Source organism: Paraburkholderia sp., from assembly GCF_036488795.1.
Lineage (GTDB): Bacteria > Pseudomonadota > Gammaproteobacteria > Burkholderiales > Burkholderiaceae > Paraburkholderia.
On sequence record NZ_DASXHA010000079.1, the window covers coordinates 1 to 14,567 of the forward strand.

Sequence of the window (14,567 nt, forward strand, 5' to 3'; positions counted from 1 at the left end):
GATCTGGTGCACGAGCGGCTCGTTTTCAATACGCCGGCGCAACGGCTGTCCGGCAAGTTGATGCACTACTCGTACGAAGACTTCGAGACCGTGTTACGCAAGCTCGACGCGTATTCCACCGCGGGCGCGCAGCAGCGGCATGCAGCGGGCCAAGGCGGCAGCTTCGGCAAGGCGCTAGGACGCGGCGTCTGGGCATTCTTCCGCACGTATGTCCTGCGGCGCGGTTTTCTGGACGGCCGCGCCGGCTTCATGATCGCCGTGTTCAACGCCGAGACCGTGTACTACCGCTTTCTCAAGCTGGAACGGCTGGGAGCGCGGCGCAGCTGAGGACAGCGGCCTGGGCTTGACAGCCACGCCAGCCAAAAGCGACCCCACCCCGGAAGCGACCGCGACCGCGCGGCGATGCGGGGCATGATCGCTTCACGCTGTCAATAAACGATCTCGATCGAACTGCCCGCGAACTCGCCACGCAAGGCGGCGAGCAACTCGTCCGTGGGCTTCACGCGCCAGGCGTCGCCCAGCCGCACTTCGCCTTCCGCGTTCTCGCTGCGATAGACAACCTGCACCGCGAGACCATTCGGGATGTGTACGGCCTGCCGCTGCCGGCCGCCGTCGCCACCACCACCGAAACCGCCGCCATTGCGGCCAGCGCCGCCGCCTCGGACGGGCGCTGCAGGCGCTGCCGCGGCCGCGGGCTGATCGACGCCGGCGCTGTGCGCTTCCAGCACACGCCGCAAGGCAAGCGCGTCGGCGTTGCCGTTCATCTGGACCTTCACCGCTTCTGCATAGCGACAACGCGCGCGGCCCAGATCCATCACGGTCTCGACCGTAAAGCGGATGCCGCCCGTAAAGGCGTCGTTGCGCGCCTGCCCCTGCACTACCAGCAGTTCGTCTTCCTTGAACAACTGCTTGTGCGCTTCGAAAGTTTCGTTGAACACGGTCACTTCGCACTGGCCCGTGCCGTCGTCGAGCAGCGCGATGAGCATCTTGCCGCGCTGGGTCATCTGCGTGCGTAGTGACGCAATTACGCCGGCGATCAGCTTGTCGCGCCCTTCCTTCAGCTCGCCGATCTTTTGGCGTGCGAAGCGGCGCACTTCGTCTTTATAGGCGTCGAACAGGTGACCGGACAGGTAGAAGCCGAGCGCGCCCTTCTCTTCCTGCAGCTTCTTCTTTTCCGGCCATTCCGGCTCGTCGACCAGTTCATGGCCTTGCGACGGCGCGTCGCCCATATCGAACAGGCCCGCTTGCATTGCGTTGGCGCTCGCCTGATCGGCGGCCTCCATGGCCAGCGACACCGACGCGATCAGCTGCGCGCGATTCGCATGCAGCGTGTCGAACGCGCCGGCACGAATCAGCGCTTCGACGGTGCGGCGATTCACGACGCGACGGTCGATACGGTTGCAGAAGTCGAACAGGTCGATGAACGGGCCTTCTTCACGCGCCCGCAGGATTTCTTCGATCGCATTCTGACCGCTGCCCTTGATCGCACCGAGACCATAGCGAATCGTCTTCGAACGCTTGCCGTCCGCTTCGGCGACCGGCTCGAAGCGATACGCGGACAGATTGATGTCCGGCGGCAGCACGGCCATCTTGTTCGTCAGGCAGTCTTCGAACAGGATTTTGACCTTGTCCGTGTCGTCCATGGCAAGCGACATATTCGCCGCCATGAATTCCGCCGGATGGTGTGCCTTCAGCCACGCCGTGTGATACGCGAGCAGCGCGTACGCGGCCGCGTGCGACTTGTTGAAGCCGTAGCCGGCGAACTTCTCCATCAAGTCGAAGATTTCGTCGGCCTTCTCGCCGGTCAGGCCATTCTTTGCGGCGCCCTGGCGAAACAGCTCGCGATGCTGGGCCATTTCCTCGGCCTTCTTCTTACCCATCGCGCGGCGCAGCAAGTCGGCGCCACCGAGCGAGTAACCGCCGATGATCTGCGCCATCTGCATCACCTGCTCCTGGTAGACCATGATGCCGTAGGTCTCTTTCAGGATGGGCTCGACGCGCGGGTCCGGATATTCCACCATCTCGCGGCCGTGCTTACGCGCGCAGAAGCTCGGAATCAGGTCCATCGGGCCTGGACGATACAACGCGACCAGCGCGATGATGTCCTCGAAGCGGTCAGGCTGGGCGTCTTTCAGCATGCCCTGCATGCCGCGGCTTTCCAGCTGGAACACGGCGACCGTGTTGGCCTTCTTGAGGATGGAGAACGACGCCGGATCGTCGAGCGGCACCTGGGCAAGCGACCAGTCCTGCTTCGACGGATCGAGCCTGCGGATATAGCGCTCGGCCCAATCGAGGATGGTCAGCGTAGTCAGACCCAAAAAGTCGAACTTCACGAGGCCGACGGCTTCGACGTCGTCCTTGTCGTACTGGCTAACGACGCCGCTTTCGTCACCCTGCGTATACAGCGGACAGAAATCGGTCAGCTTGCCGGGCGCGATCAGCACGCCGCCCGCGTGCATACCGACGTTACGCGTCAGGCCTTCGACACGCTGTGCCAGCTCGATCAGCTGATGCACTTCGTCTTCGTTGTCGAAGCGCTCCTGCAACAGCGGCTCTTCCTTCATTGCGTCGGCGATGGTGACGTGCTTGCCGGGCTTGAACGGGATCAGCTTCGCGATGCCGTCCGTGAACATGTAGCCGAGATCGAGCACGCGCCCGATGTCGCGCACCGCCGCCTTCGCCGCCATGGTGCCGAAGGTGGCGATCTGCGACACGGCATCCGCGCCGTACTTTTCCTTCACGTACTGGATCACGCGATCGCGGCCGTGCTGGCAGAAGTCGATGTCGAAGTCAGGCATCGACACCCGTTCCGGATTCAGGAAACGTTCGAACAGCAGGTTGTAGCGCAGCGGGTCGAGGTCGGTCACGCCAAGCGCGTAGGCCACCAGCGAACCGGCCCCCGAGCCCCGGCCGGGACCGACTGGCACACCGTTGTTCTTGGCCCAGTTGATGAAGTCCGCCACGATCAGGAAGTAGCCCGGGAAGCCCATCTTGATGATCGTGCCGCACTCGAATTCGAGGCGCTTGTAATAGGTCTCGCGCTGCGCGTCGCGCTCGTCCTGATTCGGATACAACTGCTCGAGGCGCTTTTCCAGCCCTTCCTTCGACAGATGCACCAGATAGTCGTCGAGCGACATGCCGTCCGGAGTCGGGAACAGCGGCAGCTTCGGCTTGCCGAGTTCCAGCGTCAGATTGCAGCGCCGCGCAATTTCAACCGTATTGGCGAGCGCCGACGGAATGTCCGCAAACAGTGCGGTCATTTCGTCCTGAGTGCGGAAATACTGCTCCGTGGTGAAACGCTTCTGGCGCCGTGGATTGGCGAGCATGTCGCCTTCCGAAATACACACGCGCGCTTCGTGCGCGGTGAAGTCGTCGGGCGTCATGAACTGCAGCGGATGGGTCGCCACCACCGGCAGCTTCAGCGACGCGGCCAGCGTCACCGCTTGCTGCACGTAGGCTTCGCCGCCAGGCTGACCGCAGCGCTGCAGTTCGATATAGAAAGCGTTGGGGAAAACCTTGGCCCAATGCTGCGCATTGCGTTTGGCCGCTTCTTCGTTACCCGCCGCGAGTGCGATGCCGACGTCGCCTTGCTGCGCGCCGGACAGCGCGAGCAGCCCTTCGCCGAGCCCGGATTCGAGCCAGCCCGCTTCCACTTCGGCGCGGCCGCGATATTGATTCGTCAGCCAGGCTTTGGTCAGCAACTCGCACAGATTCAGGTAGCCGCGCTTGTCTTTAACCAGCAGCAGCAGACGCGCAGGCTTGTCGCGATCATCTGGATTGGTGATCCAGACGTCGCAGCCGGCAATGGGTTTGACCCCTTTGCCGCGGGCTTCCTTGTAGAAACGGACGAGGCCGAAGGCATTGCCGAGGTCGGTGAGCGCGAGCGCGCCCTGACCGTCTTTGGCTGCCGCCGCGACGATGTCGTCAAGGCGCACGATGCCATCGGCAATCGAGAATTCGGAGTGAACGCGGAGATGAACGAAGCGGGGATCTGACATGGGCGTTATTGTAACTCCAGGCTCCCGAAGATTTGAGTCGAAACGGGAGCGTTGGCCATTCGGACAAGGGGCAACGGGCGAGCAGGCGTGCCGCGCAGCCAGCAATTTTTCGCGCGCCTTGCGCTGCCGCAACCGGCTGGCCATTCGGCCGACTCGGGCAAACCGGCTGCATGAGGGATAATACGGGTTTCGCCCTGTTTGCCGTGGCCGCGCCGCGTGAGCGGCCATTCGCCGCCGTTCGCGCCGTACAAGGCGCCGCCGGGCCACTTTACCGCTGGACCATCATGAGCATCGTCAACCTCGCCGCCTACCAATTCGCGACCCTCGAAGCCACTGCCGAGTGGCGTCCGCTCGTCACCGAGCGGTGCAACGCACTCGGTCTGCGCGGCACGATCCTGCTTGCGCCGGAGGGCATCAACCTGTTCGTCGCGGGCACACCGCAAGCGGCGGCAGCGTTTATCGACTACCTCCGTCACGACCCGCTGTTCGAAGGCAAGTTTGCGAACCTGCAATTCAAGGAAAGCGTGTCGGAAAAGCAGCCGTTCCGGCGCATGCTGGTCAAGCTGAAGCGCGAAATCATCACCATGAAAAAGCCGGCGATCCGACCGGAACTGGGGCGCGCGCCATCCGTGGATGCGCCTACGCTGAAAGCCTGGCTCGACCGCGGCCACGACGACGAAGGCCGGCCGGTGGTGATGCTGGACACGCGCAACGCATTCGAAGTGGACGTAGGCACCTTCCAGGACGCGCTCGACTACCGCATTACGAAATTCAGCGAATTTCCGGAGGTGATCGAAAAGAACCGTGCGGATCTGGAAGGCAAGACGGTCGTTTCGTTCTGCACCGGCGGGATTCGTTGCGAGAAGGCGGCAATTCACATGAAGGAAGTCGGCATCGAAAACGTGTACCAGCTCGAAGGCGGCATCCTGAAGTATTTCGAGGAAGTGGGCGGCGCGCATTATCACGGCGAGTGCTTCGTGTTCGATTACCGCACGGCGCTCGATCCGGCTTTGAAGCCGACTGCCACGGCGCAATGCTTCGGCTGCCGCGCGGTGGTGAGCCCGCAAGCGCAGCAGTCGCCGCTGTATGTGCCCGGCAAGACCTGCCCGGAATGCCATCCGCAGAGGAACACTGCGCGCGCGGCATGAAGGGCGCGTCTGAGCTCGTGCGCGGGCGGCGTTTTCAAGCCGGCATGACGGCTCAAGCCTCGACGGCGATGCGCCGATCCAACCCATGACTTATCGCGGCCGCTTTGCTCCTTCGCCTACGGGGCCGTTGCATGTCGGCTCGCTGGTGAGCGCGCTCGCCAGCTGGCTGGATGCACGCGCACATGACGGCGCGTGGCTGGTGCGAATCGAAGACATCGACGGACCACGCACGGTACGAGGTGCGGCGGAGGACATTCTTGCGACGCTCGAGCAATTCGGCATGCACGCGGACGAACCGCCGCTGTGGCAAAGCCAGCGCACTGTTCGCTATCAGGAGGCGCTGGAGCAACTGCGGGACGCCGGGTACGTGTATCCGTGCGGCTGCACGCGCAAAGAGATTAGCGATTCGTTGCTCCACGCGCATGCGCGCAACACGACGCTCGCCTATCCGGGCACGTGCCGCGGCGGCTTGCACGGCAGGCCGGCGCGCGCATGGCGCTTGCGGGTACCGGACGGCGACGCGGCGGTCGTCAGCTTCAATGACCGTTGGCAGGGCATCCAGACCCAGAATCTGGCCACGGAGGTAGGCGATTTCGTGTTGCGCCGGGCGGATGACCAATGGGCGTATCAACTGGCGGTGGTGGTCGACGACGCGGATGCTGGCATCACGCACATTGTGCGGGGCGCGGATTTACTGGATTCGACGGCACGACAGATCTACCTGCAGCGTTGTCTGAGCGTCCCAACACCGGCATACCTGCATGTCCCGGTCGTGAACAACGAAGCTGGCGAGAAGCTAAGCAAGCAAACCGGCGCAACCGCACTGGATACAGGCAAGCCGCTGGACGCATTGCACGCGGCAGCGCGCCACCTGAACCTCGATCTGAACGGCAAAACACACACATCCCTCAAGGCGTTTTACGACGCAGCGACGAGGGCGTGGGCACGACGGATTGAAGGTCAGAGGGCGAAGCAGCAATAAAGCGAAGCCCGCAGGGGGATTGACCCAACGGCGGCGCGAAGCGCGCGCTGGAGCGGATGATGGCTGTACGAAAGGGGAAAGCGGTACGAGGGCCGATCTTGACTCGGACCACTCCGCATTGAGGCCAGTGGGAGACCCCTACGAGCTGGCGGTGTGAGCCCGCTTTCTTTTGCCTACTTTTCTTTGCGGCGGCGGCAAAGAAAGTAGGTGCCGCCCCGCACAGGGGCAACGCCAACAAACCACAAGCGAAGCAAGGAAAGGCCAACGCCGCAGGGCAAACAGCACAACAAGCAACGCTAAAAAACCAAAAGCAAATCAAGAAAAAGCCAACGCCCGAGGCGAACAACCCACAACGCCGCAGGCAAAAAACCCAAACCTTAAGAAGAAGTACTCTTCCGAACCGGCATCCCAAACCCACCCAACAACGCCGCCAGCGGCTGCTTCGAGACCGTCTTCTGCGAAGCGGCCTCATTCACGTCGTCGGCTTTCCGGCTAGAGGGCGACGGCTCATACGGCTTGGAGAAAAAATCATCCACAGGCTGCGCGCGATGATGATGCGACGCACGCTCAAACGACCCACCCGCCGACGCAGTTCCTGTACGACGGCGCCCCGGACGCTCATCGCGCCCTTCCCGTTCGCGCCGCGGAGCACGCTCCTCATGATGATGCCGCACCGGCACATCGACGGTCAGCCGTTGCACGTCGAGCGGCCGCTTGATCAGCTTCTCGATATCGGCAAGCTGCTTGCGCTCATTCGGGCTACACAACGAAAGCGCATCGCCGGATGCGCCAGCGCGCCCCGTACGGCCGATCCGATGCACATAGTCTTCGGCATTGAACGGCAAATCGAAATTGATCACAGCGGGCAGCTCGACAATATCCAGCCCGCGTGCCGCAACGTCGGTAGCAACCAGGGCCTCGATCTCACCGCGCTTGAACGCGTCCAGAGCCTGCATCCGCTCGTTCTGCGTACGATCGCCGTGAATCGCGGTCGCCACCACGCCGTCGCGCTCCAGGCTGCGTGCGAGACGGCTCGCGCCGATCTTGCTGTTGCAGAACACGATCACCTGCTTCAGACCGCGCTCGCGAATCAGTTGCACGACCGCGCCGGTCTTGTCGCCTTCGGCCACTTCATAGACCGTCTGCGTCACGTTGGTGGCGGTCGAGTTGCTGCGCGCCACTTCGATAGTCTGCGGGTTGCGCAGATAGGTCGCCGCCAGTTTCTTGATTTCACCCGAGAACGTGGCCGAAAACAGCAGCGTCTGACGCTCCTTCGGCAGCAGGTTCAGGATGCGCTGCAGATCCGGCAGGAAGCCCATGTCGAGCATCCGGTCGGCTTCGTCGAGCACCAGCATCTGCACCTGGCCAAGATTGGCGGTCTTCTGTTGCACGTGATCGAGCAAACGGCCCGGCGTTGCAATCAGGATTTCCACGCCGCGGCGCAACTGTTCCGACTGCGGATTCATATCCACGCCGCCGAACACGACTGCGCTGCGCAGCGCCGTATGCTTTGCGTAAGCATGCACGTTGGCGGCAACCTGGTCGGCCAGTTCGCGGGTCGGCGTGAGGATCAGCGCCCGCACCGGGTGGCGGGCCGGCGAGGCGCTCGTGCTGGCGTGCGGCAGCAGGCGCTGGATGATCGGCAGCGAAAAGCTCGCCGTCTTGCCCGTGCCGGTCTGCGCGGCGCCCATCACGTCGCGGCCCGCGAGAACCACGGGAATCGCCTGCGCCTGGATCGGCGTTGGCGTCGTGTAGCCCTGCTCCACGATGGCTTTCAGGATGTCGGGCGCAAGGCCAAACTGGTCAAAGGTCGCGGTATCGGGCGTGACGGCTGTGTCGGACATGGTGGCTTTCGCTAAAAATGCGCCTGCGCGGGGGACGCGGCAGCGGCCGGGGCCGCGGAGGGCATCAGGATGAAGCGGAGCCACGGCGTGCCGCAAGATACCCAATATAGTCAGGGAAGAATGCAGCCGGCTCCGGCCGACGGAAACACCCGCCGGAAAGGGCGGTATTGTAGCACTTCAGCAAAAACACTCATGGCGCGACCGTCCGCTTTCTGCTCACGCCGCCCGGGTAAGGCTGACGGCGTGTCGGGAATCCCTGCGGGCCCGCACAGACTAGGATACGCAGACGACAGCGCCGTGACAGAAATTAATGGGGCACGGATTCATCCTTCACCGTCCCTCATTGTCCTTCATTGCACCTCACCAGGTTTGCCGCATCACCATCAGGCGGAGTTCGGTCATATCTTCGATCGCGTAGCGGACACCCTCACGCCCCAGCCCCGAATCCTTGACGCCGCCATACGGCATATTGTCCACCCGGAACGACGGCACGTCGTTGATCACCACGCCGCCCACTTCCAGCCGGTCCCAGGCTCGATGCGCGTGAGCCAGCGAATCGGTGAATACGCCTGCCTGCAGGCCGAAATCGCTGTCGTTGACGGTCGCGAGCGCCGTGTCGAAATCGTCGAACTTCTCGAGAATCGCCACCGGCCCAAAGGCTTCCTTGCGATACAGGTCCGAATCGCGCTTCACGTCTTCGAGCAGGGTCGCCTCGAACATCGCGCCATCCACCTTGCCGCCCGCCACGATCTTCGCGCCGTCCAGCACCGCCGCTTCCATCCAGCCGGCGAGGCGCTTCGACTCCGATTCGGAAATCATCGGCCCAACGAATGTCTTCTCGTCCTTCGGATCGCCCATGATCAGCGACTGGGTCTTCGCGATCAGCTTGTCGCGCAGTGCGTCGTAGAGGCTCGCGTGGACGAGAATGCGCTGCACGCCGATGCAGCTCTGCCCCGACTGATAGAAAGCGCCGAACGCGAGACGCTCCACCACGTAATCGAGCTTGCCGCCCTGATCCCCATCCACGATGGCCGCCGCGTTGCCGCCCAGTTCCAGGATCACCTTCTTCTTGCCGGCTTTCTTCTTCAGGTCCCAGCCCACCGCCGGCGAGCCGGTAAACGACAGCAGCTTGAAGCGCTCGTCGGTGGTGAACAGGTCCGCGCCGTCGCGGTGCGCGGGCAGGATCGAAAACGCGCCCTTCGGCAAATCCGTCTCCGCGAGGATCTCGCCCATGATCAGCGCGCCGACCGGCGTGCGGCTCGCCGGCTTCAACACGAACGGCACGCCCGCGGCCAAGGCCGGCGCCACTTTGTGCGCGGTCAGATTGAGCGGGAAATTGAATGGCGAAATGAACGAGCACGGCCCGATCGGCACGCGCTTCACATAGCCGTGATAGCCGTTCGCGCGCGGTGAAATCTCCAGATTGATGATCTCGCCGTCGATGCGCACCGCCTCTTCCGCCGCCACCTTGAAGGTATCGATCAAGCGCGTGACTTCGCCGCGCGAATCATTGATCGGCTTGCCGGCTTCGATGCACAGCGCCATCGCCAGTTCGTCGTAGCGCTCGCGAAAGCGGCTCACGCAGTGTTCGAGTACGGCTTGACGCTTGAACGGCGCAAACTCGCGCAGCGCGGGCAACGCGTCCACCGCGTGGCCAATCGCCTTGTCAATCGCCGCTGCGTCCGCCATCGCCACGCGCGTCGCCACTTCGCCGCTGAATTTATCCGTGACTTCGAGATCCGTATTGGCCGCCACCGCAACGTTGGCGAGGTAGTACGGGTAAGTCTTCTTCAACATGACTCGTTCTCCTTGATGCGATCCGTTTCAACGGGGTCCCGCAGCAAACCGCATGCCCCGCGGGCATTCGAAGGTACGTTTAGAGCTGCGCGCTCAGGCGCTTGATCTCGCGATTGAGCACCCGTTCGTTATCCGAGTAGTCAATCGGCAAATCGATCACATGCACGCCCGGCGTCGCGAAGCACTCGCGCAGCAGCGGCGCGAATTCCGCCGCCGCCGTGATGCGGTGCCCTTGTGCGCCGTAGCTCTTCGCGTAGGCGACAAAGTCGGGATTCTGCAGCGTCATGCCATAGTCCGGGAAATTCAGGTTTTCCTGCTTCCAGCGGATCATGCCGAAGGCATCGTCGCGCAGGATCAGCACCACCAGATCGAGCTTCAGACGCACCGCGGTTTCGAGTTCCTGCGAATTCATCATGAAGCCGCCGTCGCCGCACACGGCCATCACCTTGCGGTCCGGATGCACGATCTTTGTCGCGATCGCCGACGGCAGACCCGCGCCCATCGACGCCAACGCATTGTCGAGCAGCAGCGAATTCGGCTCATGCGCGCGGTAATAGCGCGCAAACCAGATCTTGTACATGCCGTTGTCGAGACACACGATACCGTCGACCGGCGTGGTCTCGTACACGTCATTGACGATGCGCACCGGATACATCGGAAAGCGATCGTCGAGCTGCCCTTTGACCAGATGCGCCTCGAAGTGCTGCTTGATCTCCATGAAGCGCGCAAAGTCCCAGTGCTCCTGACCGTGCTTGAGACTCTCCTTCAATTGCCACACCGCGTTGGCAATGTCCCCGACGACTTCGATCTGCGGGAAATACACCGGATCGACTTCGGCGCCCAGAAAATTCACATGAATCACCGTCTTCTCGCCGGCGTCGGCGCCGCGCATGAAGAACGGCGGTTTCTCGATCACGTCGTGGCCCACGTTGATGATGCAGTCGGCGTGATCGATCGCGCGGTGCACGAAGTCGCCGTCGGAGAGCGTGGCGTTGCCGAGCCACAACGGATGCGACTCGTCGATCACGCCCTTGCCCATCTGCGTGGTGAAAAACGGTATGCCGATCTGGTCGACGAACTCGCGCAGCACCTTGGTGGTGGTTTTGCGATTGCCGCCCGCGCCGATCATCAGCAACGGATGCTTCGCGCTGGTAATCGCCTCGACCGCCTGCGCAATCGCCTTTTCTTCGGCCACCGGGCGGCGGCTGTAGCTCTTGGGAATCGGCTTGCCGTCGCCTTCTTCATCCGCCACGTCTTCCGGCAGCTCCAGATGCGTCGCGCCAGGCCGCTCTTCCTCGGCCCGCCGCACCGCTTCACGCACCAGCGCGGGAATATTGCCGATCGACACGATCTGCCGCGTGTACTTGGTGAGCGGCTCCATCATCCGCACCACGTCGACAATCTGAAAGTGGCCCTGCTTGCTGGTCTTGATCGGCTTCTGGCCGGTGACCATCAACATTGGCATGGCGCCCAGCTGGGCATAGGCGGCAGCGGTCACGAGATTGGTCGCGCCCGGCCCGAGCGTGGACAGGCATACGCCGATGCGGCCCGTCAGACGGCCATAGGTGGCCGCCATGAAACCCGCCGCCTGTTCGTGGCGAGTCAGGACCAGCCTGATTTTGGAGCGGCGCAGCGATTCGAGGAGATCGAGATTTTCTTCGCCTGGGATGCCGAACACATACTCGATGCCTTCAGCTTCCAGCGACTTCACGAACAGATCCGATGCTTTCATTGGGAGTCTCGCTTGACGAACGCGCGCGGACGGCATGCCCACGCAGTGGGATCCGGGAACGGATGATCGAAGACGATGACACGCGCGGCCACTCATCAAATGGTGGGCGCGGGGAACAGCTTACTACCTGCGAGCAAAAGCTGCGCGCAGGCGGGCGCAACAGGAAGATTTGCCGCGCTGCGGGATGCGGTGGTCCTCATGACGCATACCTCATGACGCATGCCTCATGAAGCATGCGTCGAGGCAACCGCGAGTTCGTGAGCTCGCGAGTTACCGGACGATAGTCACGCAGTTGGAGAGAACGGGCGGCGCGTTGTCACCCGCCGTGGCGTCATACAGGTCGGCACGCGGTCCCTTGGTCCACCATGTGTAGCTGCCCGCCTGGTATTTCGCACCGGACCCGGACAGCGTGTTGACGAACAGCAGCGACTTGCCTTTGACCGGTACGAGCGCAAAGCTCTGGCCATTGGCCGTGTTCCAGTACGTGACCTGCAGGATCTTGCCGGTCGCGCAGGTGTATTTGTGAGTCTGCCGCTGCTTCGTTTGAATCTCGGCGAGGCGCAACGGTTCGGCCCATGCCGCGCCGACTGTCATCATCACGCCCAGCGCACCCGTGACCGCGACGAGCCATGCCTTCATCAGATGCCTCGCTTGGCTATGCTTCATTGAGAAAGTTTTGCTGGCTCATGGGTCGATGACGTCGGCGCAAGCGTCGGTCGGCGCCGCGGCCACGTGGCCCACCACCGGCACGATCTTCAGCCCAGCCGAAGCGACGCGGCACGGCGCGGCAGCCAGCCCGCATCCGGCCAGCTCCACGCAGAGCGCCAGCAGCACGCCGAGCGCAGCGAGGCGGCCAAGGCGCTCAATGGATCCGCCGCGCGCCATGCGCTCACTGCGTGCAATGCCGGAAAGTCGTGCCTTGTTGCGGATGTCTGGCGTCATGCATGCTTCTCCTGCCCTGGGTCCTGCCTTGGGTCCTGCCTCTGATACTAAACGGCGCCGCGCGATTCACACGATCGCGCAGCGGGCGATGCGCGGCGCGCGCGGCCCTTGATGCTTTACTTCGCCGACACCGGCTGCACCGCCGCCGCGGCCTGCCTGGCGAGCGTGCGGGCTTCATCCGTGTTCGCGCCGGTGGCGAGCGCCACGCCCATGCGCCGCTTGACGAAACTCTCCGGCTTGCCGAACAGCCGCAAGTCTGCATTGGGTACCGCAAGTGCAGCCGCGACGCCTTCGAACGCGATTCCCGCTTCGTCCAGACCGCCATAAATCACGGCCGATGCACCCGGCGCACGCAGCGACGTGTCCACCGGCAAGCCGAGAATGGCGCGGGCGTGCAATTCGAATTCCGACAGACGTTGCGAGCACAGCGTGACAAGCCCCGTGTCATGCGGGCGCGGGCTCACTTCCGAGAACCAGACCTCGTCGCCGCGCACGAACAGCTCCACGCCGAACAGGCCCCGTCCGCCGAGCGCCGCAGTCACCTTGTGGGAAATCTCGCGCGAGCGTTCGAGCGCAAGCGGGCTCATTGGCTGCGGTTGCCAGGATTCGACGTAGTCGCCCGCCACCTGCACGTGGCCGATCGGATCGCAGAAATAGGTGCCGGTCTCGCCGCTTGCCGGATCAATGGCGCGTACCGTCAGTTGCGTGATTTCGTAGTCGAAGTTGATGAAGCCTTCGACGATCACACGGCCGCGATTCACCCGACCGCCCGCCAGCGCGTGTTGCCATGCCGGTTCGACGTCGGCGTCGCTCTTCAGCACCGACTGCCCCTTGCCCGACGACGACATCACCGGTTTCACGACGCACGGATAACCCACCCTGGCGATGCCGGCCTTCAGCTCTTCCAGCGAATCGGCGAAGGCGTACGGCGAAGTCGGCAAGCCGAGTTCTTCGGCTGCCAGACGACGAATGCCTTCGCGGTTCATCGTCAGTTGCGTGGCGCGCGCGGTGGGGATCACTTCGGCAATACCGTCGGCTTCGATCGCGGCAAGCGCGTCCGTGGCGATGGCTTCGATTTCCGGCACGATCAGATGCGGGCGCTCCTGCTCGACCAGCGCACGCAGCGCGGCGTGGTCGGTCATGTCGATCACATGCGCGCGATGCGCGACCTGATGACCCGGCGCGTTCGGATAACGGTCGACCGCGATCACTTCAACGCCGAGGCGTTGCAAGGCAATGATCACTTCCTTACCCAGTTCGCCCGCGCCGAGCAGCATGACGCGGGTTGCCGAGTTCGAAAGCGGGGTGCCGATCCGTTGGCCGATCTGCATGAGGTCTCCAGAAAAATGTCGGATGAGATGGAATGGGTAGATCAGCAATGTTAACATGCGCAACCTCTGCACCGCCCGCACCCCGCAGCGCTCGCGCGCGGCAACCTGAGTGCGTTACCCTTACGCCTTTGCCAGTTTGAAGAGGACCGACGCCATGCTCCCAACGCCTTCAGCGCGACGTATTGCGCGTCACGCGGCAACGTGTGCTGCATCCCGGCCTGACCCGCGGTTTGCACCGCGCGGTGCGCGGATCGGCGGGCCCGCGCGCAGCACGCTCGCCGCGCTGACGGCGCTGTGCGTCGCCACACTGCTCACCGCCTGTTCGATGCCCAGGCATCCGGATGCCGCCGCTCCGCCGCCCGATCCGTTCAACCCGGCGGCGACGCAACTGCTCGACGACACCTCCTGGCAACTGACCGGCTGGCAACAGGCTGACGGCACGCAGCGCGCGGTGCCGGGCGGTGTCAGCGGCAACGGCACGAATGTCACCGGCGGCACGCCGCTCACCCTCGTCCTCTCGACCGCCAGCGGTCAGCGCAACGCCAGCGGCTTCTCGGGATGCAACCGCTACATGGGCACCTACACGCTGAAGGACGGCAAGCTGGGCTTCGGGCCGCTCGCCGGCACGCGGATGGCGTGCGCGACGCCCGGCGGCCAGATCGAAGGCGCCTATCTCGATGCCCTGACGCATATCGACCGCAGCGGCGTGCAGATGCGTGCGCCGCAAGAATTGCAGCTGGTCCTCGAGAATGGCGACAAGCTGACGTTCGCACGGCAGGATCAAAAGAAATGA

Annotated in this window: 10 protein-coding genes and 1 pseudogene; 4 read left to right on the forward strand and 7 right to left on the reverse strand. The window is 63.5% G+C overall.

What is annotated here, in order from left to right; translation table 11 throughout:
* Positions 1 to 327, forward strand: a pseudogene (locus tag VGH41_RS10265) (glycosyltransferase family 2 protein); the annotation flags it as partial.
* A gap of 101 nt (positions 328 to 428) precedes the next feature.
* On the opposite strand, the gene dnaE reads toward VGH41_RS10265, so the two are convergent.
* Positions 429 to 4,007 carry a DNA polymerase III subunit alpha gene (gene dnaE, locus VGH41_RS10270; protein ID WP_331597339.1) on the reverse strand — a complete coding sequence of 1,193 codons (3,579 nt, stop codon included), beginning with the start codon at positions 4,005 to 4,007 and terminating at the stop codon, positions 429 to 431.
* 275 nt (positions 4,008 to 4,282) lie between these two features.
* Between dnaE and VGH41_RS10275 the strand changes: the two genes are divergently transcribed.
* On the forward strand, positions 4,283 to 5,146 hold the full coding sequence (locus VGH41_RS10275) for a sulfurtransferase (protein ID WP_331597340.1): 864 nt from the start codon (positions 4,283 to 4,285) through the stop codon (positions 5,144 to 5,146).
* 85 nt (positions 5,147 to 5,231) lie between these two features.
* A complete protein-coding gene (gene gluQRS / locus VGH41_RS10280; RefSeq protein WP_331597294.1) occupies positions 5,232 to 6,128 on the forward strand; it encodes a tRNA glutamyl-Q(34) synthetase GluQRS in 897 nt (298 codons plus the stop codon).
* Positions 6,129 to 6,505: 377 nt separating this feature from the next.
* On the opposite strand, the gene VGH41_RS10285 is transcribed toward gluQRS, so the two are convergent.
* The 6 genes from VGH41_RS10285 to purT form a co-directional block, all read right to left on the reverse strand.
* Positions 6,506 to 7,972: a DEAD/DEAH box helicase gene (locus VGH41_RS10285; RefSeq protein ID WP_331597295.1), complete on the reverse strand. Its 1,467-nt coding sequence runs from the start codon at positions 7,970 to 7,972 to the stop codon at positions 6,506 to 6,508.
* A gap of 360 nt (positions 7,973 to 8,332) precedes the next feature.
* The gene (locus VGH41_RS10290) at positions 8,333 to 9,769 is read right to left on the reverse strand and encodes an aldehyde dehydrogenase family protein (RefSeq protein WP_331597296.1); all 1,437 of its coding nucleotides are present in this window, start codon (positions 9,767 to 9,769) and stop codon (positions 8,333 to 8,335) included.
* Between the two features lie 79 nt (positions 9,770 to 9,848).
* Complete coding sequence (locus VGH41_RS10295; RefSeq protein WP_331597297.1) at positions 9,849 to 11,501, reverse strand: acetolactate synthase large subunit; 1,653 nt, start codon at positions 11,499 to 11,501, stop codon at positions 9,849 to 9,851.
* A 270-nt stretch (positions 11,502 to 11,771) separates the two neighbouring features.
* A complete protein-coding gene (locus VGH41_RS10300; protein WP_414696632.1) occupies positions 11,772 to 12,140 on the reverse strand; it encodes an MliC family protein in 369 nt (122 codons plus the stop codon).
* A gap of 45 nt (positions 12,141 to 12,185) precedes the next feature.
* Positions 12,186 to 12,386 (reverse strand): DUF6726 family protein, encoded by a 201-nt coding sequence (locus VGH41_RS10305; RefSeq protein ID WP_331597342.1) that lies wholly within the window; start codon positions 12,384 to 12,386, stop codon positions 12,186 to 12,188.
* Between the two features lie 173 nt (positions 12,387 to 12,559).
* Entirely contained in the window at positions 12,560 to 13,774 is a 1,215-nt protein-coding gene (gene purT / locus VGH41_RS10310) for a formate-dependent phosphoribosylglycinamide formyltransferase (protein WP_331597298.1), read from the reverse strand.
* A gap of 154 nt (positions 13,775 to 13,928) precedes the next feature.
* On the opposite strand from purT, the gene VGH41_RS10315 reads away from it, so the two are divergent.
* Entirely contained in the window at positions 13,929 to 14,567 is a 639-nt protein-coding gene (locus tag VGH41_RS10315) for an META domain-containing protein (RefSeq protein ID WP_331597299.1), read from the forward strand.